The following is an 18,707-nucleotide window of genomic DNA, read 5'->3' on the forward strand; positions in this document are numbered from 1 at the left end:
GCTCGATGAGGGAAGCGATGACGGATCGCGTCGCCGATTGGCGGCTTTTGGGGCTCGGCTTCTGGCAAGCGTGGCAGATCGTGGCTATGTGCACGGATATCGTGGCACCCACCTCGGGCAAACTCTTCGACCAAGGGAACGCCCTGTTGATTCTGCTCGTGCTTATGACGGCGGCCTATCTGGCCGTCGTTGTGGCCTCGCGCCGCTATGCCCCCTTCGCGGGACGCGGCTCTTCCTACGTGCTCGCGGCGGCGCTTATGGCGGCCGGTACGCTCGCCATGCCTGTTGCCCTGCATTTTCTGGAGGGAATCGTCGGCATTGGTGTGTTCGTGATGGCTGCAGCGTCGGCCTCCCTCGGCAACGCCCTTCTCCTTATTATGTGGGGCGAGCTATGGAGCGCGTTGGCCACTGGTCGCGTTGGCCGCCATCTCTACGCCTCCTACACGTTTGCGTTCGTGCTGTTTTTCCTGATCTACTTCATGCCCCAACCCGTAGCCGTGATGGCCACGACGTTGCTGCCGATCATCTCGACGGCGGTGCTCTACGCCTGTCGCCACGAGCCGCGTCGCGAGCCGTCGGTGGTGCCTCTTGATGTGCATACCATACCGGTGGCGCGCCTACTCGTCTGCCTCTTCATCATCAGCGTTATCTGGGGTCTTACCCAGGGCATCGTGGGAACCTTCGCCGAGGGCGACGAGTTCCATATGGCGAAATCGCTTCTTTTGGCCGGCGGCGGTATCGGCGCCATCACGCTTTCCATGGCCGTGACCTCGTCCCCCTCCGAGGCCCTCACCTTGTACAAGCCCGTCATCCCCGCCATGGTGGCGGGGATCGTCCTTCTGCTCTTGCAGCCCGCGGTCTATCCCTTCCTGGGGTCGGGGCTCATTATCATGGGCGTCTACTGCCTCGATATGCTTCTCATGCTCGTCTCTACGGACATCGCCTTCAGGGGGCGCATCCCCGTGGCCCTCTCCTTCGGCGTGGCGATTTTGGCGACCCGCGCCGGCACGCTCGTCGGTTCGGTGGTTGCGGACGGATTTCTGTTCGCGCCGTTCTGGACGGCCCAGCTGCGCACCGATATCTGTCTGGTCGCGGTGCTGCTGCTTGCCATCATCGGCATGCTGTTCTTTACCATGGCCGATGTGCAACGGCTCTACGTGACGCCCCGGGCCCAGCGCACCGACGAGTCCCTCGAGCAGAAGTGCGCGGCTGTGGCCGCCATGGGGCATCTCACCAACCGGGAATCAGAGGTGCTCGTGCTGCTTGCCCGGGGACGTTCGGTTCCCTATATCTGCGATGAGCTTTCCATCGCCCAGGGCACGGTGAAGCACCATGTGAGCAATATCTATCGGACGCTGGGCGTTTACGATCGCCAGGGGCTGCTGGACGCCATCGAGCAGGGCGGCGTGGGAAGATCGGCGCTCGCGTGAACGTCCCACACCCTCTCTCGGGAATGCGTGCGACGCGGGAAGTGGGTGGCTGCAGTTCTAGCTTCGCGCGGCGGCAGGGCGAGTTTGTGCGTTCCGCATACCCTTAGGGCAAAGGTCGGGTATTGTCCCAAAGGGAGTGCTAAAATCCTCCTTACGCTTGAATAGACTCAGGAGGTATCGATGCTCTCGGAGCGCATGCTCACTACCGTCGTCCGCGCCATGACCGACAAGACCCTGACCTTGCATCCCGTGCCCGAGGACGCGCTTCCCGACCCGGTGCCCGGCCGCCCCTACACGCTTTACGTGCACGTTCCCTTCTGCGAGCGGCTGTGCCCCTATTGCTCCTTCAACCGCTTCCCCTATCGCGAGCAGCGGGCCCGCGACTATTTCCAGGCCCTGCGCCAGGAGATGCGGATGCTGGCCGCGCAGGGCTACGACTTCGAGAGCGTGTACGTCGGCGGCGGCACGCCGACGGTGGACATCGACGAGCTGTGCGAGACCATCGATCTGGCCCGCGACCTCTTCCATGTGAAGGAGGTGAATTCGGAGACGAACCCGAACCACCTCATCCCGGAGTACCTTGACAAGCTGCACGGCCGCATCCAGCGCCTCTCCGTGGGCGTGCAGTCCTTCGACGACGGGCTTCTGCGCCAGATGGACCGCTACCAGAAGTACGGAAGCGGGGAGGAGATCTTCGAGCGCATCGGCGAGGCGGCGCCCTATTTCGAGTCGCTCAATGTGGACATGATCTTCAACTTCCCCACGCAGACCGAGGACATCCTCATCTCCGACTGTGAGAAGATCGCGCTGTGCGGCTGCCATCAGACGACGTTCTCGCCTTTGTACCAGTCCCACGCCACCACGCGCAAAATGGAGCAGGTGCTGGGGAGGATGGACTACGACAAGGAACGGCGCTTCTATCATATCTTGGACGAGATCCTCGCGGGGGGTGATGCGCCCTTCTTCGAGCGCCGTACCTTGTGGACCTTCAACCGGCTCGACGAGAACCTTAAGCGCAAGCAACATCTGGAAGTGGACGAGTACGCCGTGTCCTACGAGGAGTGCGTGGGCATCGGGTCCGGCTCCATCACGCATTTGGGTGACAACCTATTCGTGAACACGTTCAATTTGGAAGAATACGGCGAGTTGGTGCGCGCCGGCGTCACGCCACTACTCGGCAAGACCGACCTGCCCCGACGCGACCTCATGCGCTACAAGTTCCTGCTGCAGCTGTACAGCCTGCGCTTCGACAAGCACGAGTTCGAGCGCGATTTCGGCGTGTCCGTGGAGCGGGGGCTGCCCGTGGAGATGGCCTTCATGCGCGCTAACGGCGCGTTTGCCACCGACGACGCCGACGAGCTGACGCTCACGCCGGCGGGCCGCTACCTCACGGTGGTGCTGTACCGTCAGTATCTCGCCGGCCTGAACAATCTGCGCGAGCAGGCCCGCGCCAAGCTCCCCGGCGACGAGCGTGACCTCCTGTTCGGTGACGGCACGGAGAAGTAACAGGTCCATCAGCACAGGCGCATCTGAAGCCCTGAGGCATCACTCGCCGCCGCACAGGGCGATGAGCTCCTTGCGCGAGTGCACGTCGCATTTTACGTAGATGTGCTGGATATGCGCCTTCAGCGTGCCGGAGGCAATGAACAGCTCCCTCTCGATCTGCTGGTTGGTCTTGCCGCTCGCGATGAGACGGCAGATCTCGTCCTCCCGGGGGCTCAAGTGGCACGAGGCGGACACGGCGTCGCAGCGCTCGGCGATAGCCTCGGCCCGCAGGCTGTCGGCTGCCAGAGTCTCCGTCTCCAAAAGCTTGATGCCCCAACGCGAGGCGAGATCCCTCTCGGAGAGCAGCATGAGGGTGCTGGCCAGCACGAGCATAACCACGGCGGCACTGACGAGGATGGACTGGGTGCCCTCATCGAGGCCCGTGCGTCCCAGAAGATCAGTGCACCCGGCGCCCCACAGAGTGAACAGGGTGTTCACGCGCATAATGCCGGTGAGTGCCACGATGGCGATGCCCATGCGTTTCGAGAGGTCGTAGAATAAAAGCGAGATGAGCAGCGACATGAGCGTCATGCCCATGGAGATGAGGTAGCCTGCCGCTGTGGTGCCGAGCACGCCTTCGGCCGGTATGAGCAGAACGCCGCACACCATGAGGAGAAGGGGCGAGCGGAACAGGGCGCTCACCGAGAAGCGATCGGAGAAAAAGTATACGACGACGAAGAACCCGCCCATGACGAGCGCGGTGGAAAGCGAGGAATGGACGCCGGCACCCTCGGGCAACTGGGCGGTTCGCATTCCGTAGGCGAAGGCGTATATGCACAGCACTGCCAAGGGTTTCCAAGGATAGGAGAATTTAGGATAGGGCCGCACCACCCGCTCCCGTTCCGGAAGGGAACGGAAAGCCAGAGCGAGACAGCCGAGCGACAGCAGCGGCAGAAGCACGAGCACGAGGGCAAAGCGCGTGCCGGCAAGTCCCTGGCACAAGTAGGTCATTGGCACGGCGATGAAGCGGGATGCCGCCGTGAACAGGGCGATGCGGATGAGGCTCAAAGGCACGATGGCCTCGTTGAACATGAGGAGTATCGCGCAGAAGCCGAAGGCTCCCAGCAAGGCGCCCGCTGTAGCCAGCGGCACTGCAGCCGAGGGGAACTCGGGTGCGGCGATGAGACAGAGGGAGGCGGCGAGCATGGCCGCAAGTGAGCCGAATCGCGCCCAATGGTGGGAGCTGAGCGGCACGATGCGCCGGGCGAGCAGCGTGGCCGCGATGCCGAGCACGGCCGGCACGGAGTTCGCGCCACGGGGCACCGCGAAGAACGGTCCCTGCTCGATGGGCACCAGATAGTCGGCCCGCTTTCCGAACTGGCCGTCGGAGCCGGTCGCGCACAGCTCGTTGTAGGCCTCGATGGACGCGACGATGGCCTGCTCGTCGATGGGGTCGATGTGCCACTCCTCAGCTTCCATGTAGGCGTTGATGTTGGCCGCCAGCTCGGCGAAGGTCTCGCCCTTGACGAACTGGTCCTCCGAGGGGACCTTCATGTTGCCCACGCCGAACTTCACCTCTTCGGGATGCGCCGCGGTCCACTGCTCGCCAATCTCGGCCCAGTTCGCCGGCATGATGGTGAAGAACTTCGCCGCCATGGGGTTCTGGAAATCGTACTCCTCGAGGTAACCGCGCATGAGGTTGTTCAGGTAGGCGAAGGACAGCACCTCGTTCATAAAGCGCTCGCCGTGGATGTCCAGGTTCAGGAAGGGCAGCTCCAGACGGGTCAGCGCGCCGCCGCCATGAACCATCTTCGAGTGGTTCGCCGGCGTCATCTGCGCACCGGCCCAGATGCCGGTCATCATGCCCATGCCGTCGCGGAAGGGGCTCATGGTCTTGAAGCCGCGCAGGTCGGGACAGTAGTAATCGCGCATCTCCTGGTTGCCGGAGCAGTCGCCGGAGGCGAGGATGACGCCCTTGGCGGCCTTGAAGAGCACGTTGCCCTCCTCGGTCTCGCAGATCACGCCGGCCACGCGCTCGCCTTCCTTGTACAGCTGCACAGCCGGGGAGTTGAAGAAGAACTCCACGCTCTCGGCGGCTACCGCATCGCAGACGGCCAGGGCCGCGTCGTTGTGGGCGCCTTCCAAGTGGTTGTAGGTGTTCGCGTGCAAGTAGTAGGTGTAGCCGTTGTACTCGCGCTCGGAATCGTAGGGCTTCGATTCGGCGCCGCCCTCGGCTGCCGTGTCGGCCCACCAGGTAACGGCCTCATAGGAGTTGCGGGCCCATGCTTCCAGAAGCTTGCGGTTCGAGCGGTAGGCGTTCTTCTCCATGAGGAAGGCGACGCAGGCCTGGATGCCGGCCTCGTCGGTCTTGGTGGTATCCATCGAGGCGCCCATGTTGCCGGTGGTCTGGGCGGTTCCGATGTTCTGGACGCAGGCTACCTTGGCCCCAGCGGCCACCGCGGAGTGGGCCGCGGACAGGCCCGACTCGCCTGCGCCCACGACAACGATGTCGTACTCGCGGGTATCTGCGAAGTCGGTAATGGGCTCGGGAGCTTGCAGGAATGCGGGCAGCCCGGCATCGGCAGAGCCGGTATCCGCGAGCATGGCCGTCTCCGCGGCGGTTTTCGGAGCGCAGCCCGCGAGGGCGCTCGCTCCCACGACTCCGGCGGCGGCGAGACCAGTGAACTTGAACAGATCGCGACGAGTAACTTCCATGGTGACCCTCCTAAAATACATGCGGCTTCTTCGAACCGCGCTCCCTTTGCGCTCGGCCGACAGAACCGTCTTCTTCGATTCTGCCGTCCGCCGAGCGCTGCTGACGGGTCAGATCATGGCTCAGGGAGCAAAACCGCGCATCGGGTCGATCGCTGAAATCGGGTTAAATGCGTAACCCAAGACATAACCCAAGGTCTGAACTGGGAAGATGGCTTGTCCATAACGGTGACATCGCAAATCGAATATCTTGTAAGATTTTGGAAATAGTTGGAAGTTGCGAGCAGAATGATGTTGCGAGATCGGAAGTAGTTGGGAGTTTCGGGCGAGTTTCGAAGCGGATTGCTTGCAATGGGTCGATTTACTGCTCGAAGTTCCCGACTATTTCTCTCGTGATGCCCGAAACCCTTAACTAGTTCCTTCGCATCGCTCGAAGCGCTGATCTAATTCCCGGCTTGCCCGTTAGCTCTGAATACGCGCTACTAGTAAAAGAGCCGGCATGATGCCGGCTCTCTAAGTTCTGGTCGGGTTGACAGGATTTGAACCTGCGGCCCCTTGACCCCCAGTCAAGTGCGCTACCAAACTGCGCCACAACCCGTTGTTGCTTTCGAGCTTCCGCTCAAGCAGCTTTGCCATGATAACCCGACCGGTGCATCATTGCAAGAGATTTTTTCCGAACGGTCTTTGGCTGATTGGAAGAGCCCTGAGGCTCCCCAGTTTTCCCGTCCCTTGACTACCTTTCGCAATTATATCGGAGGTCAATAATGCAATAGAAATACTCGATGATTGCAGCGTGTTCGAAATGGTAGGCTATTTGCAAACCAGTTTAGATGCCGTCGTTTGAGTTACGGCGCAACGAGGAGGCACCCATGGAAGTTATCGTCGCACCGGAGCCGATGGACTACGAGATCCGCGGGATGTACCGGTTCGCCACGCTGCGGGAGGGCGCCGGACTCGCCGAGGCCGTGCGCGACCAGTGGCCCGTGAACCCGCGGCTGCTCATGATCGCCGCAGAGCCGGAGAGCGACACGTACACCGAGAACCTCGCCATGGATCTGGCCACGGCGCTGGTGAAGGCTGATCTTTCGGTGGGGGAGCTGCGCGTGCTCCAGCGCGAGACGGCCGACGTCGCGGCCCAGCTCGTCGCCGGTGCCGATGTCATCGTGCTGGCTGACGGCGAGGGGAAGGACGCCGATGCGCAGCGTGAGGCCTTCTTTGGCGAGTTGGACATGCCGGCCTTGCTTGAGGGCGTCAAGGAGGGCGCTCTCGTTATCGCGCTTTCCGAGGCGGCGCGCGACGCCATCCGATAGCCCTGCTGCTGGGTGATCTCGGATCGGCGTGGCTTTTCGTTGCCTCGGCTCGCGGTTGCCCAGAGGCGCGTTCCGGGAAAAATCCAGGCACTTTCCATCGTCCGTGACGATTTCGTGCCGCTTCGGCATTGGGCGGGTAACTGCGCTGCCGATACGTCATCATGACCCCTCCATTCATCGACAATAGATGCGAAAACGTCCGCGTCGACGACGAGAGAGGGGAGGTGCCCGTGAACAAAGACGCGCTGGTCGTCGGCTTGGCGCTGTTCGCCATGTTCTTCGGCGCCGGCAATCTCATCTTCCCGCCGTACCTCGGCATGGAGTCGGGCGAGCTGTGGCCGCTCGGCCTAGCGTGCTTCGTGTTCTTCGACGTGGTGGTCTCCTGCGTGGGCGTGTTCGCCATCAACAACGCGGGGGGCTCCATCCTCTCCATCCAAAATGCCCTGGGCAAGAAGGCCGGCCTGGCGCTGAACACCGCCGCCATCCTGTGCGTGGGCATGCTCATCGCTCCGCCGCGCTGCGCCGCCACCACCTTCGAGATGGCCATCGCGCCCTGGTTCGGCGATGCCATCGGGCTCTTGCCGTTCTCCGTCGCGTTCTTCGCTGTGGTGCTCTTGCTGACGCTTAAGCCCACGCGCATCATCGATGTGGTGGGCAAGGTGCTCACGCCGCTTCTCGTGGCCGGCATCGTGGTCATGGTCATCGCCGGCATCGTGAACCCGCTGGGCCCGGTGGGCGCCCCCGAGACGGACACCGTCGTTGCCGACGGGGTGCTCGCGGGCTATCAGACCATGGACATCCTCGCGGTCGTTGGGTTCTCCATCCTCGTGCAGGAGTCGGTGCGGGCGGCCGGCTACGGCGAGAAGCGCGATCAGATGCGCGTCACGGCCCGGGCGAGCCTTGTTGCCTGCGTGCTGCTCGCCGTCATATACGGTGGCCTTACTTACTTGGGCGCCACCTCCGCCAGCGTCGTGCCGCACACGGTCAGCCAGGCCGAGCTCATCACCATGATCGTGTGGAAGCTCATGGGGGAGGCCGGTGTGGCAGTGCTGGGCATTGTCGTGGGCCTCGCCTGTCTCACCACGGCCATCGGGCTGTGCGGCGCTACGGCCGACTACGTCGAGCGCATCACCATGCGGCGGGTGAGCTACCGGACGGCCCTCATCGTCGTCGTCGTTGCGGCGCTGCTCATCTGCAATCTCGGTCTGACGAACATCATCGCCCTGGCGAGCCCGATTTTGTCCGTGGTCTGCCCGCCGTTCATGACGACGGTGGTGCTTCTGCTGTTCCGCAAGCACCTGCGTGGCACCTGGGTGTTCAAGGGGGCGGCGCTCGCCGCCGTGGCGGCGAGTCTCCTCCTCACGGTGCACGATCTCACCGGTGCCTTCGCGTTCGTCGAAGCCGCTCCGCTGTACGCCTACGGTTTCGCGTGGCTTCTCCCGTCGCTGATCGGCGGTGCGGCAGGTGCTCTTCTGGGCCGACGGTTCGAATTCGATCGCTCTACTTCGCCGAGCGGGACGTAGCCTCCTGAACGGCTCGATCCACCTGCTCGATGAGCTCGTCCTGGGAATTGACCGACAGTTTAGCGTAGATGTGCCTGATGTGCGTCTTCACGGTTCCGTCAGCCAAGTACAGCGTTTTGGCTATATAAGGGCGGCTGTATCCGCTCGCAAGCAGCGCGAGCACATCGCACTCGCGCGGCGTTAGCACGTTGAGCAGCGCCTTCGGCACCTTATGCGGGCCGTCCCATTCCATTTTGTCGGAGTTCTCTCGGGCTGCGGGTTGATACTGCACGATATGCCTGATAATCGCACCAATCGAGAACGAGAAAAGAGCGACTGCCAAAACGATGGTGAGAAGTTCGGTAATCGCCTGGTATTCCCCGAGAGACAGCCCTGCAAGCAGTGGATAAAGCCATGCAACGGTGAAATAATAGGGGATAATCTGCGCCGCATATTCCCAATAGGAGAACACAGCCGGGTCGATGGCAGTCATGCGCCGATACGTAGGCAGCTGAAAGATGTTCTGCGTCGACCAAGCGAGCTCGACGAACACCATCAACAATCCAGACAGCCCCAATGGCGATTCGCCAAAGAACGTCGCCGCTACAAGGGCTGTTGCCACAATTGGCGCTATGGACACGAGGTACAGGCTCGCTCCGCTGTTCTTGCCGAATTGCCGTATGCCGCCCACAACGAGAAAGAGCGTGAGGGCCAGCAGTGCGGCATTAACTTTGCAGCAGGTAAGGGGCGTATCGTCGAAGGAAGTCAGGCAAAGAAGGACGCCAAGTCCTATGCCGTAGGCGACCCGGGTTCCAAAATAGAGGAAACGCGTTTTCGGAAGCGAGGCGCCGGCCACCGTGGATCGCCGATCGCTCTGGCGCACTGATGCGAGGGAGCTCGGAAGCGTAACAGATGCGCTTTCCTGCACGACGAGGTAGAGATTGAGCAAGCTGCTGATGAGCATGAGCCCTATCACGAAAACAATGGAGAACGCCCCGTCAAAAAGCTGCGAGACGAGAAAGAGTCCGGTGGCGAGAAGGATCGCGCTGGCGGAAAGACGGGCGGCGCTTCGGCTCTGATTTAGCGAGAAGTGAAAATTCCATTGGATGTTAATAAAAAGCGTCGCGATGCGGCCCGAAGCAGCGAGGAGGAATACGAGGGGAGCGGTCGCTTCCAGATTTGCGCGGCCGGTGCCGACGTAGGTGAGCAGAATGCACCATGCGATGGCTATAGCGAGACCAATTATTCCGAATGCCTGTCGGCTGAAGGCGTCTCGCATGCGAAACGTGAGGAAGAAGAAAGCGGTAGCCACTAATCCGCACAGGACAAATGAAGAGGGTTGGAAGTACTCGACGCCCGAGGTCGCTGTTATGCTTCCCGAGAACGACATCAATAGGACGCAAAGCGCGAACGCCTTACCAGCTACTATGATGTGTTCCCGTCTCGTTTCGTCCATAGCTTGCCCCCCTCGCTTCCTGTTTGAACGATGCACATCATAGCAGAAAACCCCAGGAAAAATGGGTATATACCCCTTCTGGGATGAGGCATTTACGCCCAGAGACAGGAGGGGTTTGCCCCTTCTTGGAAGATGTGCTCAGCCCCGCATCTTGCAACAATTGATTTGCACGAACGCAGAGAGCGTTTGTCGGCGGGTTCCGAGAAGGCCCGCAATGATATCAAGAAGGAGGAATGATCATTATGAATCTCAGCCGCAGAAGTTTTCTCGCAGGGGCGGGCTTGGTTGCCGCCGGCTCGATGGCGTCTCTTTCGGGGTGCGTTCCGCAGGCTTCGACTTCAGGCGATGCGAGCAAGGGAACCACTCTCGCTTCCACCTCTTCTGAAAACCGCTGGAGCTGGTCGATAGCGCCCGAGCCTCCTGCGGAAAACGAGGTATCGGAGGAAGTCGATTGCGAGGTTCTGGTTGTGGGCCTCGGCTCGGGCGGCGTTCCGGCGACGGTGTACGCGGCTGCCATGGGGGCCGATGTCGTGGCCGTTACGGCGGGTGACGCTCCCGAGGGCGAGGGCGCCTACATCGGTGCCTACAACACGAAGTACGATGAGCAGTACGGCATCAAATACGATCCTGCCGAGTTGAGGGCCGAGTACTCCTATTGGGGCTTCGGTTCCAACAACGGAGATGTAACCGGTACCATTTGGGATCGATCTGGAAACGCAGTAGACTGGTTCGCTGAATACTGCAACGACGTATGGCCCTACGAGTGCGGTCCCGACAGCGCTATCAACGAGGGCATCCATATTCGCGAGACGGCAACGCACATGGTGTACGTCTTCCCTGATCCCGAGGAGGAGCAGGAGCAGGAGCGCGTCTACAACGGGTTCCCGAAGTTCCTCAAGGCCGCCTGCGACAAGGCGGAGAAGGACGGGGCGCGGATCTACTATTCCACTCCCGCCCGTCAGCTCATTCGCGAAGAGGGCGGTCGCGTCAAGGGGGCCTATGCTCAGAAGGAGGACGGTTCCTATCTCAAGATCAACGCATCCCTGGGCGTGCTTCTCGCTACGGGCGACTTCCATCAAAACGACGAGATGCTTGAAGCGTGGTTGCCGCTTATGCGCGGAGATCTCATAACGCGCAATCCCTACGGCAACGCCCAGGGTGATGGTCAGAAGATGGCCTGGTGGATTGGCGCCGGTCAGGACACTGGTCCTTTCAACATCGGTCTGTGCTGGCCTCATGACTTCACATTCGCCAAGAACTCTCCGTCTCGCTGGGGATCACTGCCTTGGCTGCGCGTGAACATCGCGGGCGAGCGCTACACCAATGAGACTATCGGCTCCCATGAATGGTACTCTACGAGCCCGATGTGCATGATCGACGTGAAGCAGCCGGGACATACGGCCTATCAGATCTGCGATAGCAAATTCGGCCAGATGCTCGAGAACAACGAGAGCGAAATCGAGATCTTCAAGGACTGTGTCGAGCGAGGCGTTATCTGGTCTGCCGACACCATTGAGGAATTGGCCGAGAAGGTCGGATTCACGAACCCCGATCGTTTGGTGGAGACGGTGAAGCGCTACAACGAGGTGTGCGCCGGAGGCTCGGATGTAGATTTCGGTGTGCCCGCCGAGTACCTGGCCTACTCTTCCGTCACCGAACCGCCCTTCTACTGCATGCACCGCGAGGTTCTCAAGCAGTGGACCGATGGCGGCGTGAACACCAACCGCTACGGGCAGGTGCTCGACACCGAGCATGAGCCCATCGAGGGACTTTATGCGGCGGGTAACATTCGTTCCGGCCTTGCGGGAACCCACTACCTCTGGAAGTCCTTCGGTTCCAATAAGCTCAATGCCACGGCGGGCAGTATGTTGTGCGTCAAGCATATGCTCGGAACGTGGGACGAGGAGTTCTAATCTCTTACGCGCTATCCTCTTTATGCAAGACCGCTGCGATATTCCCTCCCGTATCGCAGCGGTCGTCTTTTTGCGCCCTTCTGGGCTGACGGTTCGATTCGGCCGCGAGCGGATGAGGTTTCGCGAAAATTGATCAACTGCATAATTACGATGACCCTTTTACCGAGTATTGCTCATGAGTCGGGGGATGGGGGCGCGATTACCTGCGCCTCCTTTGCTATGGTAGGGAGCAGGATCCGAGGGATCTCGCCTAATCGCAGAAAATTATGAGGCTGCGGAGAGGCCGGTATATTAGGTTAGGAGGATCCTGAATGGAGTTCAGTTTCGGACTGATCGGCTTCCTCATCGTGTTCCCCCTCATTGTGGCCGCCGCGCTCTTATTCGTGCGGCAGGAGGGGCCGCGCCGCGTCATCGTCTGCGTGTCGGGCGTTGTCATCGCGCTGGCGTCGGTCGTGCTCGTGGTCATGAACCTGGGGGCGAGCTGCACGCTCTTCGCGTTCGAGAGCATGGCCATCGACTTCATCTGCACGGGCATCTCCGTGGCCATCGCGGCGGTCATCGTGTGGTTCGCCGTGCGCTACAAGAACCTGTGGGCCGCCGTGCTCGCGGGCGTGCAGGTGGTCGGCACGCTCATCCTCGAGTTCATGTTCTCCCACGGCATCGAGGTGCCCTACGGCCTGTACTTCGATTCGCTCTCGCTGCTGATGACCTTCATCATCGGCGTGGTGGGAAGCGGCATCTGCATCTACGCCTTGGGCTACATGGAGGATTTCCAGGCCCACGAGCCGGAAGGGGCGCCGGATCGTCGCCCGATGTTCTTCGCGCTGATGTTCGTGTTCCTCTCCGCCATGTACGTCATCGTGTTCTCGAACAACATGGAGTGGATGTTCGCCGGCTGGGAAGTGACGACCCTCTGCTCGTTCCTCCTCATCGGCTACACCCGCACCGAGGAGGCCATCGCCAACGCCTTCCGCCAGATCATCATGAACCTGGCCGGCGGCCTCGGGTTCCTCGTGGCGCTGTGGTGCTGCGCCCTTACCGTGGGCACCTTCTCGTTCTACGAGTTCCTCGTCATCGGCCAGAACAATCCGGCCCTGACCACCTTGGCCGTCACCGCGCTGGCCTTCGCGGGCATTACCAAGGCGGCGCAGATGCCGTTCCAGACCTGGCTTCTGGGCGCTATGGTGGCCCCGACGCCCACTTCGGCGCTTTTGCACTCCTCCACCATGGTGAAGGCCGGCGTCTTTCTGCTGGTGAAGCTGGCACCCGTGTTCCACGTGTCGCCGGCACCGGCGGTCATGGTCATGCTCGTGGGCGGCATCACTTTCGCGCTGTGCTCGTTCATGGCCATCTCGCAGTCCAACGCCAAGCGCGTGCTGGCCTATTCCACCATTGCCAACTTGGGCCTCATCACGGCCTGCGCCGGCGTGGGCACCGCCGAGGCGGTATGGGCCGCGTGCTTCCTCATCCTGTTCCATGCCATCGCGAAGTCGCTTCTGTTCCTGTGCGTCGGCACCGCCGAGCACCATATCGGCAGCCGCGACATCGAGTCCATGGATCTTCTGTTCGACCGCATGCCGCGCCTGGCCCGCTTCATGATGCTCGGCATCATGTGCATGTTCATCGCGCCCTTCGGCATGCTGCTCGCCAAGTGGGCCACGCTCGTGTCTTTCGTGGACACCCGCCAGGTCGCCCTCATCATCATCTTGGCCTTCGGCAGCGCCGCCACGTTCATGTTCTGGGCCAAATGGCTCGGCAAGCTCTCCGGCATCGCCGGCGAGCCGGAGAACGTGGAGGTCACGGTGAAGCCGACGGAATGGGCGGCGCTGCTCCTTATGGCCTGCCTGCTCGTGCTGGCCTGCGTGTTCCTGCCGCTCATCTCCTCGACGCTCGTCGAGCCCTACGTGGCCAGCGTCTACGGCATGCTCGGCCAGGATATCGCCACGGACAACCTGTGGCTCGCCTCCATCTGCACCGTTATCGTGGTGGCCGTGCTGTTCGCCGGCCTCGGATCGAAGCAGAAGTCGCGTCGGGCGAGCGTCTATCTGGCCGGCATCAGCCGCGACAACGACTCCCGCGCCTTCCAGAACTCGCTGTCGGGCACCACTGAGGCCACGACGCGCAACTGGTACATGGAATCCGTGTTCGGCGAGGCGCGCATCGCCCCGGTCGGCGTGGCGTTCAACACGCTCATCATGGTCGCCGCGTTCGTGATCGCCATCGTCGCGGGCCCGATGGGCTTTTAGGAAGGGTGTGATCTCATGACTTTGCTTACGACACTCATCGGCACCCTCCTGTTCGCCGTGGCGGGCCCCGTCGTCGGGTGCCTCCTGGCCGGTTTGGATCGCATCATCTCGGCTCGCATGCAGGGCCGCGTGGGGCCGCCGCTTCTGCAGCCCTACTACGACGTGCGCAAGCTCTTCGAGAAGGAGCGCGTCTCCGTGAACTCCGTGGAGGGTGTCTACGTGGCCTGCGCGCTGCTGTTCGCGCTCATCGCCGGCGGCATCTTCTACTCCGGCGGCAACCTGCTTCTGTGCGTGTTCGTCATCACGCTGTCGAGCCTGTTCTTCATCATGGCCGCCTATTCCACGCGCAGCCCCTACGCCGAGATCGGCGCGGCCCGCGAGACGCTGCAGGTGATGAGCTACGAGCCCATGGTGCTGCTCATGGCCGTGGCCTTCTTCCAGGCCTCGGGCTCCTTCGACGTGGCCGAGGTGCTCCAGCTCGACCACCCGATCATTTGCACCATCTGGCTCGTGTTCCTGGGCGTGCTCTTCATCCTCACCATCAAGCTGCGCAAGTCGCCCTTCGACCTGTCCATGTCGCATCACGCCCATCAGGAGATCGTGCGCGGCATGACCACCGAGATGAGCGGACCTGTGCTCGGCATGGTGGAGATCATGCACTGGTGCGAGAACGTGCTGTTCCTCGGCTGGATCGGCATGTTCTTCCTGTGGGCGAACCCCATCTCCATTCTGGTCGCCATCGTCATCGTGCTATTGATGTACTTCCTGGAGATCTGGATCGACAACAACTTCGCGCGCGTGAAGTGGCAGTTCATGTTCAAGTCGGCGTGGCTCGTGGCCCTTGTCGCCGGCGGTGTGAACGTCGCGTTCCTCGCGTTTTTGTAAGGAGGTAGGCACATGGCATTCGCATCGAAATCGCCCTGGGTCATCCACTACGACGGCTCCAGCTGCAACGGCTGCGACATCGAGGTCCTGGCCACGCTGTGCCCCGGCTTCGACGGCGAGCGGTTCGGCGTGGTGAACACGGGCAATCCCAAGCACGCCGACATCTTCCTCGTCACCGGTAGCGTGAACGAGCAGAACATCGGCGTCGTCCGCGAGATCTACGACCAGATGCTCGAGCCCAAGGTGGTCGTGGCCTGCGGCATCTGCGCCTGCACCGGCGGGGTCTTCCACGACTGCTACAACGTCATCGGCGGCGTGGACAAGGCCATCCCCGTCGATGTGTACGCCCCGGGTTGCGCCGTGCGCCCGGAGCAGATCATCGACGCCGTGGTGGCCGGCGTGGCGAAGCTCGACGAGAAGTCGGCGGCCCTGGCCGCCGCCAGGAAGGGAGCGTGAGAAATGACGACCTTTGAGCAGACCTTCGAGGAGCTGCCGCTGGCCGGCGTGCACGACTTGGCGGCCGCGCGCCATGCCGAGGGCTGGCGCTACGTGCAGATCCTCGCGGTGAACACCGAGGAGGGCATCGATCTCGTCTACTCCTACATGAAGGACGGGCATCTCGCCAACTTCAACGTGAGCGGCGTGAAGCAGACCGACGTGGTACCCTCCATCACCGATCTGTACCTGGAGGCCTTCGTCTGCGAGAACGAGATCCACGACCTGTTCGACGTGGCCATCAGCGACATCGCCATCGACTTCGGCGGCATGTTCTACCAGCTGGCGGAGAAGGCCCCCATGACCGTCGTGAGCCCCGAGCAGTTGGCGGCGCGCGAGAAGGCGAAGAAGATCGCCGCGGCCAAGGCCGCCAAGGAGGCGAAGGCGGCCGCACCGACCGAGGCGCCAACTGGCCCCACCGAGGAGGAGATCCAGGCCAAGATCGCCGGGCTCGACCCGGAGAAGGCCGCGAAAGTGAGGGCGGCCATGGAGGCCAAGGCCAAGAAGGCCGCGGCTGCCGCCCCGGCGCCGGCTGGCCCCACGGAAGAGGAGATCGAGGCCAAGATAGCGGGCCTGGATCCGGAGAAGGCCGCGAAGGTGCGCGCCGCTATGGAAGCCAAGGCCCGAAAGGCCGCAGAAGGGAAGGGAGAATAGCATGAGCAAGGCGACCGTCATTCCCTTCGGGCCCCAGCACCCGGTGCTCCCGGAGCCTCTGCACCTCGATCTGGTGGTGCAGGACGAGACCGTCGTGGACGTGCTCCCGCAGATCGGGTTCGTGCACCGCGGCCTGGAGAAGCTCGTGGAGACCCGCGACTACAACCAGTTCATCTACATTGCCGAGCGCATCTGCGGCATCTGCGCCATGGGACACTCCCTCGGCTATGCCGAGACCGTCGAGTCCCTCATGGGCGTGGAGGTGCCCAAGCGCGCCGAGTATCTGCGCGTCATCTGGCACGAGCTGTCCCGTATCCACTCGCACCTATTGTGGCTGGGCCTTGCCGCCGACGCCTTCGGCTTCGAGTCGATGTTCATGCACTGCTGGCGTTTGCGCGAGCGCGTGCTCGACCTGTTCGAGAAGACCACCGGGGGACGGGTCATCCTGTCCGTGGTGAAGGTGGGCGGTGTGGTGCGCGACATCGACGCGAGCCAGATGGCCGAGATTGTCTCGGTGCTCGACGGTATCAAGGGCGAGTACACGCAGATCATGAACACGTTGCTCACTGATACGTCGGTGAAGAACCGCACCGTGGGCGTGGGCCACATCACCACCGAGGATGCGGCGGCGCTTTCCATGGTGGGTCCTTTCGCCCGCGCTTCCAACCTGCCCTACGACGTGCGCTCCTTCGGGCGCGGCGCCTACGGCGATCTGGCGGACTTCGCACCCATCACGGCCACCGAGGGCGACTGCTACGCCCGCGTGAAGGTGCGCTGTTTGGAGGTGCTGCAGTCCATCGAGATCATCAAGGAGCTCGGCGCGAAGATCCCCGCCGGCGACATCGAGGTGGCGGTGAAGGGCGCGCCGGCCGACGGCGCCCAGGCATCCAACGTGCTGGAGCAGCCCCGCGGCGAGTGCTACTACTACGCGCGCGGCAATGGGTCGAAGAACCTGGAGCGCATGCGCATGCGCACGCCGACCTCGCAGAACCTCGCCGGCATGACCGTGGCCCTGAAAGGGTGCGACTTGGCCGACGTCAATATGATCATCCTGACCATCGACCCCTGCATCAGCTGCACGGAAAGGTAGGCGAGCATGGGAAGCTTCAAACTGGGCGGCATGACCTTCGGCTCTCTGTTCAAGAAGCCCGAGACCGTGCTGTACCCCTTCGAGCAGAAACCGGCCCCGGCGGGGCTCAAGGGCCATATCGAAAACGACGCGAGCGCGTGCATCCTGTGCGGCATCTGCGCCAAGAGCTGCCCGGCCGATGCCATCGCGGTGGAGAAGAAGGAGCGCACCTGGGCCATCGATCCGTTCCGCTGCGTGCAGTGCGGCACCTGTGTGCGCGTCTGCCCCAAGCACTGCCTGACCATGGATCCCGCCTATACACCCATCGCCACGGCAAAATCCTGCCGCGTGGTGCACGTCCCCGACCCGAAGGCGGCGGTGACGGAATCGTAAGCTTAACCGCTCGTTAAGTTTCGTGGTGAGTCTGAGAAGGGCTTGCCGCTCTGCTAAAATATGCCGTTATCGGCACGTGCGCCGGACCCTCGACGAGGGTCCGGTTTTTGTAGGGAAGGAGCAGGACGCCTCATGGCCGAAGGGCAGCGAGATGGGGAAGGGATCCCCGAGCAGGTGACAAGCGAGATCTTCACGGCGGCCAACGTCGTCTCCTTCGTGCGCCTGTGCCTCGTGCCTGTGTACCTGTGGCTTCTGCTGTCCGGCTTCAACCTGGCTGCCACGCTTGTCTTTGCCGCTGCTGCCGCCAGCGACTTCATCGATGGACAGCTGGCCCGCCGCACCCACACGGTGTCGAAGCTGGGGCAGATCCTCGATCCTGCGGTGGATCGCATCCTCATGATCACCGGCGTCCTCGGCGTGTTCCTCGTCGGCCGCATTCCCTTGTGGGTCATCGTCGTCGTGGTGCTGCGCGACGCCTACCTGCTCATCGGGGGGGCGTGGCTTTTGTCGCGCTACCGCATCCGCGTGCCCGTCATCTATCCGGGGAAGTTCGCCACGACGTTTCTGTTCATCGGCTTTGCCGGGCTTCTCTTGAACGCGCCGCTCATCCCCGGTTTGGGCTGGTGCGACATCTCCTGGTTGCCCGGGTTCAACGGCGAGGCCGTCTCCTGGGGCATCTGGTTCATCTACGCGGGGCTCATCCTGTCTCTTGGCGTCACTATCTACTACACCGTGGCGGCGGCGCGCGCCCTGGCCGCCGAGCTGAGACACCGCAAGGAGGCCGCTTCGGAAAGTTCGAGCGCCCATGGCGACGCGTAGGCCCTCCGACGAGCGTCCGAGCAGCGAGGAGCGCCGTGCGCGGGCGAGGGCCGAGCGGCGCATCGTCATGCCTTCGAACCGCGTTTCTCGTCCGAAGGGCACCGTTCGATCGTCTCCTTCCGCAACAGCGCAGTCTTCCTCTGCTCGACCCTCCTCATCCGCATCTCGTCCGTCGGCGCGGGCCGCAACAAGACCGAAGAGCACTTCGAAGGCGGTAACCCCGCGCAACGGTGGCGCGGCCGCCGGCGCCACGGCGAAGCGCGGTGGCGGCGCGACGACAGCGCGCCGTGCCGCATCTCCGTCGAATCGTTCTCGCGCCACGGTTTCGCAGGCCAAGG

General features: G+C 62.5%; 14 protein-coding genes and 1 tRNA gene. 12 read left to right on the forward strand and 3 right to left on the reverse strand.

Going from position 1 to position 18,707, the window contains the following annotated elements; translation table 11 throughout:
- Positions 1-5: 5 nt before the first annotated feature.
- The gene (locus ACYVRU_RS00310) at positions 6-1,430 is read left to right on the forward strand and encodes a helix-turn-helix transcriptional regulator (protein WP_461185579.1); all 1,425 of its coding nucleotides are present in this window, start codon (positions 6-8) and stop codon (positions 1,428-1,430) included.
- Between the two features lie 180 nt (positions 1,431-1,610).
- Positions 1,611-2,936, forward strand: coding sequence for a coproporphyrinogen III oxidase family protein (locus tag ACYVRU_RS00315; protein WP_114539087.1), 1,326 nt, complete (start codon positions 1,611-1,613; stop codon positions 2,934-2,936).
- A gap of 39 nt (positions 2,937-2,975) precedes the next feature.
- Here ACYVRU_RS00315 and ACYVRU_RS00320 read toward each other — a convergent pair whose 3' ends face one another.
- Together ACYVRU_RS00320 and ACYVRU_RS00325 are read right to left on the reverse strand one after the other, a co-directional pair.
- The gene (locus ACYVRU_RS00320; protein ID WP_461185580.1) at positions 2,976-5,630 is read right to left on the reverse strand and encodes an FAD-dependent oxidoreductase; all 2,655 of its coding nucleotides are present in this window, start codon (positions 5,628-5,630) and stop codon (positions 2,976-2,978) included.
- A 518-nt stretch (positions 5,631-6,148) separates the two neighbouring features.
- Positions 6,149-6,225 (reverse strand) — tRNA-Pro (locus ACYVRU_RS00325).
- Between the two features lie 271 nt (positions 6,226-6,496).
- Between ACYVRU_RS00325 and ACYVRU_RS00330 the strand changes: the two genes are divergently transcribed.
- Positions 6,497-6,937 carry a hypothetical protein gene (locus ACYVRU_RS00330; protein WP_223901048.1) on the forward strand — a complete coding sequence of 147 codons (441 nt, stop codon included), beginning with the start codon at positions 6,497-6,499 and terminating at the stop codon, positions 6,935-6,937.
- A 230-nt stretch (positions 6,938-7,167) separates the two neighbouring features.
- A complete protein-coding gene (gene brnQ, locus ACYVRU_RS00335) occupies positions 7,168-8,460 on the forward strand; it encodes a branched-chain amino acid transport system II carrier protein (RefSeq protein WP_223901047.1) in 1,293 nt (430 codons plus the stop codon).
- Here brnQ and ACYVRU_RS00340 read toward each other — a convergent pair.
- Complete coding sequence (locus ACYVRU_RS00340) at positions 8,438-9,895, reverse strand: response regulator transcription factor (protein ID WP_223901046.1); 1,458 nt, start codon at positions 9,893-9,895, stop codon at positions 8,438-8,440. The genes brnQ and ACYVRU_RS00340 overlap by 23 nt on opposite strands.
- Before the next feature lie 233 nt (positions 9,896-10,128).
- On the opposite strand from ACYVRU_RS00340, the gene ACYVRU_RS00345 reads away from it, so the two are divergent.
- The 8 genes from ACYVRU_RS00345 to ACYVRU_RS00380 all read left to right on the forward strand — a co-directional run bounded on the left by ACYVRU_RS00345 (position 10,129) and on the right by ACYVRU_RS00380 (position 18,369).
- On the forward strand, positions 10,129-11,808 hold the full coding sequence (locus ACYVRU_RS00345; protein ID WP_461185581.1) for an FAD-binding protein: 1,680 nt from the start codon (positions 10,129-10,131) through the stop codon (positions 11,806-11,808).
- Between the two features lie 311 nt (positions 11,809-12,119).
- A complete protein-coding gene (locus ACYVRU_RS00350; protein WP_223901044.1) occupies positions 12,120-14,054 on the forward strand; it encodes an NADH-quinone oxidoreductase subunit 5 family protein in 1,935 nt (644 codons plus the stop codon).
- A 15-nt stretch (positions 14,055-14,069) separates the two neighbouring features.
- A complete protein-coding gene (locus ACYVRU_RS00355) occupies positions 14,070-14,939 on the forward strand; it encodes a complex I subunit 1 family protein (RefSeq protein WP_223901043.1) in 870 nt (289 codons plus the stop codon).
- Positions 14,940-14,951: 12 nt separating this feature from the next.
- Complete coding sequence (locus tag ACYVRU_RS00360; protein WP_114539081.1) at positions 14,952-15,395, forward strand: NADH-quinone oxidoreductase subunit B family protein; 444 nt, start codon at positions 14,952-14,954, stop codon at positions 15,393-15,395.
- A 3-nt stretch (positions 15,396-15,398) separates the two neighbouring features.
- Positions 15,399-16,088: an NADH-quinone oxidoreductase subunit C gene (locus ACYVRU_RS00365; RefSeq protein ID WP_114539080.1), complete on the forward strand. Its 690-nt coding sequence runs from the start codon at positions 15,399-15,401 to the stop codon at positions 16,086-16,088.
- A 1-nt stretch (position 16,089) separates the two neighbouring features.
- Complete coding sequence (locus tag ACYVRU_RS00370; protein WP_114539079.1) at positions 16,090-17,178, forward strand: hydrogenase large subunit; 1,089 nt, start codon at positions 16,090-16,092, stop codon at positions 17,176-17,178.
- Positions 17,179-17,184: 6 nt separating this feature from the next.
- Positions 17,185-17,550 carry a 4Fe-4S binding protein gene (locus ACYVRU_RS00375; RefSeq protein ID WP_022739884.1) on the forward strand — a complete coding sequence of 122 codons (366 nt, stop codon included), beginning with the start codon at positions 17,185-17,187 and terminating at the stop codon, positions 17,548-17,550.
- A 132-nt stretch (positions 17,551-17,682) separates the two neighbouring features.
- On the forward strand, positions 17,683-18,369 hold the full coding sequence (locus ACYVRU_RS00380) for a CDP-alcohol phosphatidyltransferase family protein (protein WP_223901042.1): 687 nt from the start codon (positions 17,683-17,685) through the stop codon (positions 18,367-18,369).
- Positions 18,370-18,707 lie beyond the last annotated feature (338 nt).

It is taken from the genome of Adlercreutzia sp. CNCM I-6216, assembly GCF_977113345.1.

Excerpts from the sequence above, each read along its gene's own strand:
- ACYVRU_RS00310 (WP_461185579.1), top strand. The coding sequence starts at position 6 with ATGAGGGAAGCGATGACGGATCGCGTCGCCGATTGGCGGCTTTTGGGG.
- ACYVRU_RS00315 (WP_114539087.1), top strand. The coding sequence starts at position 1,611 with ATGCTCTCGGAGCGCATGCTCACTACCGTCGTCCGCGCCATGACCGAC.
- ACYVRU_RS00320 (WP_461185580.1), bottom strand. The coding sequence starts at position 5,630 with ATGGAAGTTACTCGTCGCGATCTGTTCAAGTTCACTGGTCTCGCCGCC.
- ACYVRU_RS00330 (WP_223901048.1), top strand. The coding sequence starts at position 6,497 with ATGGAAGTTATCGTCGCACCGGAGCCGATGGACTACGAGATCCGCGGG.
- ACYVRU_RS00340 (WP_223901046.1), bottom strand. The coding sequence starts at position 9,895 with ATGGACGAAACGAGACGGGAACACATCATAGTAGCTGGTAAGGCGTTC.
- ACYVRU_RS00345 (WP_461185581.1), top strand. The coding sequence starts at position 10,129 with ATGATCATTATGAATCTCAGCCGCAGAAGTTTTCTCGCAGGGGCGGGC.
- ACYVRU_RS00350 (WP_223901044.1), top strand. The coding sequence starts at position 12,120 with ATGGAGTTCAGTTTCGGACTGATCGGCTTCCTCATCGTGTTCCCCCTC.
- ACYVRU_RS00355 (WP_223901043.1), top strand. The coding sequence starts at position 14,070 with ATGACTTTGCTTACGACACTCATCGGCACCCTCCTGTTCGCCGTGGCG.
- ACYVRU_RS00360 (WP_114539081.1), top strand. The coding sequence starts at position 14,952 with ATGGCATTCGCATCGAAATCGCCCTGGGTCATCCACTACGACGGCTCC.
- ACYVRU_RS00365 (WP_114539080.1), top strand. The coding sequence starts at position 15,399 with ATGACGACCTTTGAGCAGACCTTCGAGGAGCTGCCGCTGGCCGGCGTG.
- ACYVRU_RS00370 (WP_114539079.1), top strand. The coding sequence starts at position 16,090 with ATGAGCAAGGCGACCGTCATTCCCTTCGGGCCCCAGCACCCGGTGCTC.
- ACYVRU_RS00375 (WP_022739884.1), top strand. The coding sequence starts at position 17,185 with ATGGGAAGCTTCAAACTGGGCGGCATGACCTTCGGCTCTCTGTTCAAG.
- ACYVRU_RS00380 (WP_223901042.1), top strand. The coding sequence starts at position 17,683 with ATGGCCGAAGGGCAGCGAGATGGGGAAGGGATCCCCGAGCAGGTGACA.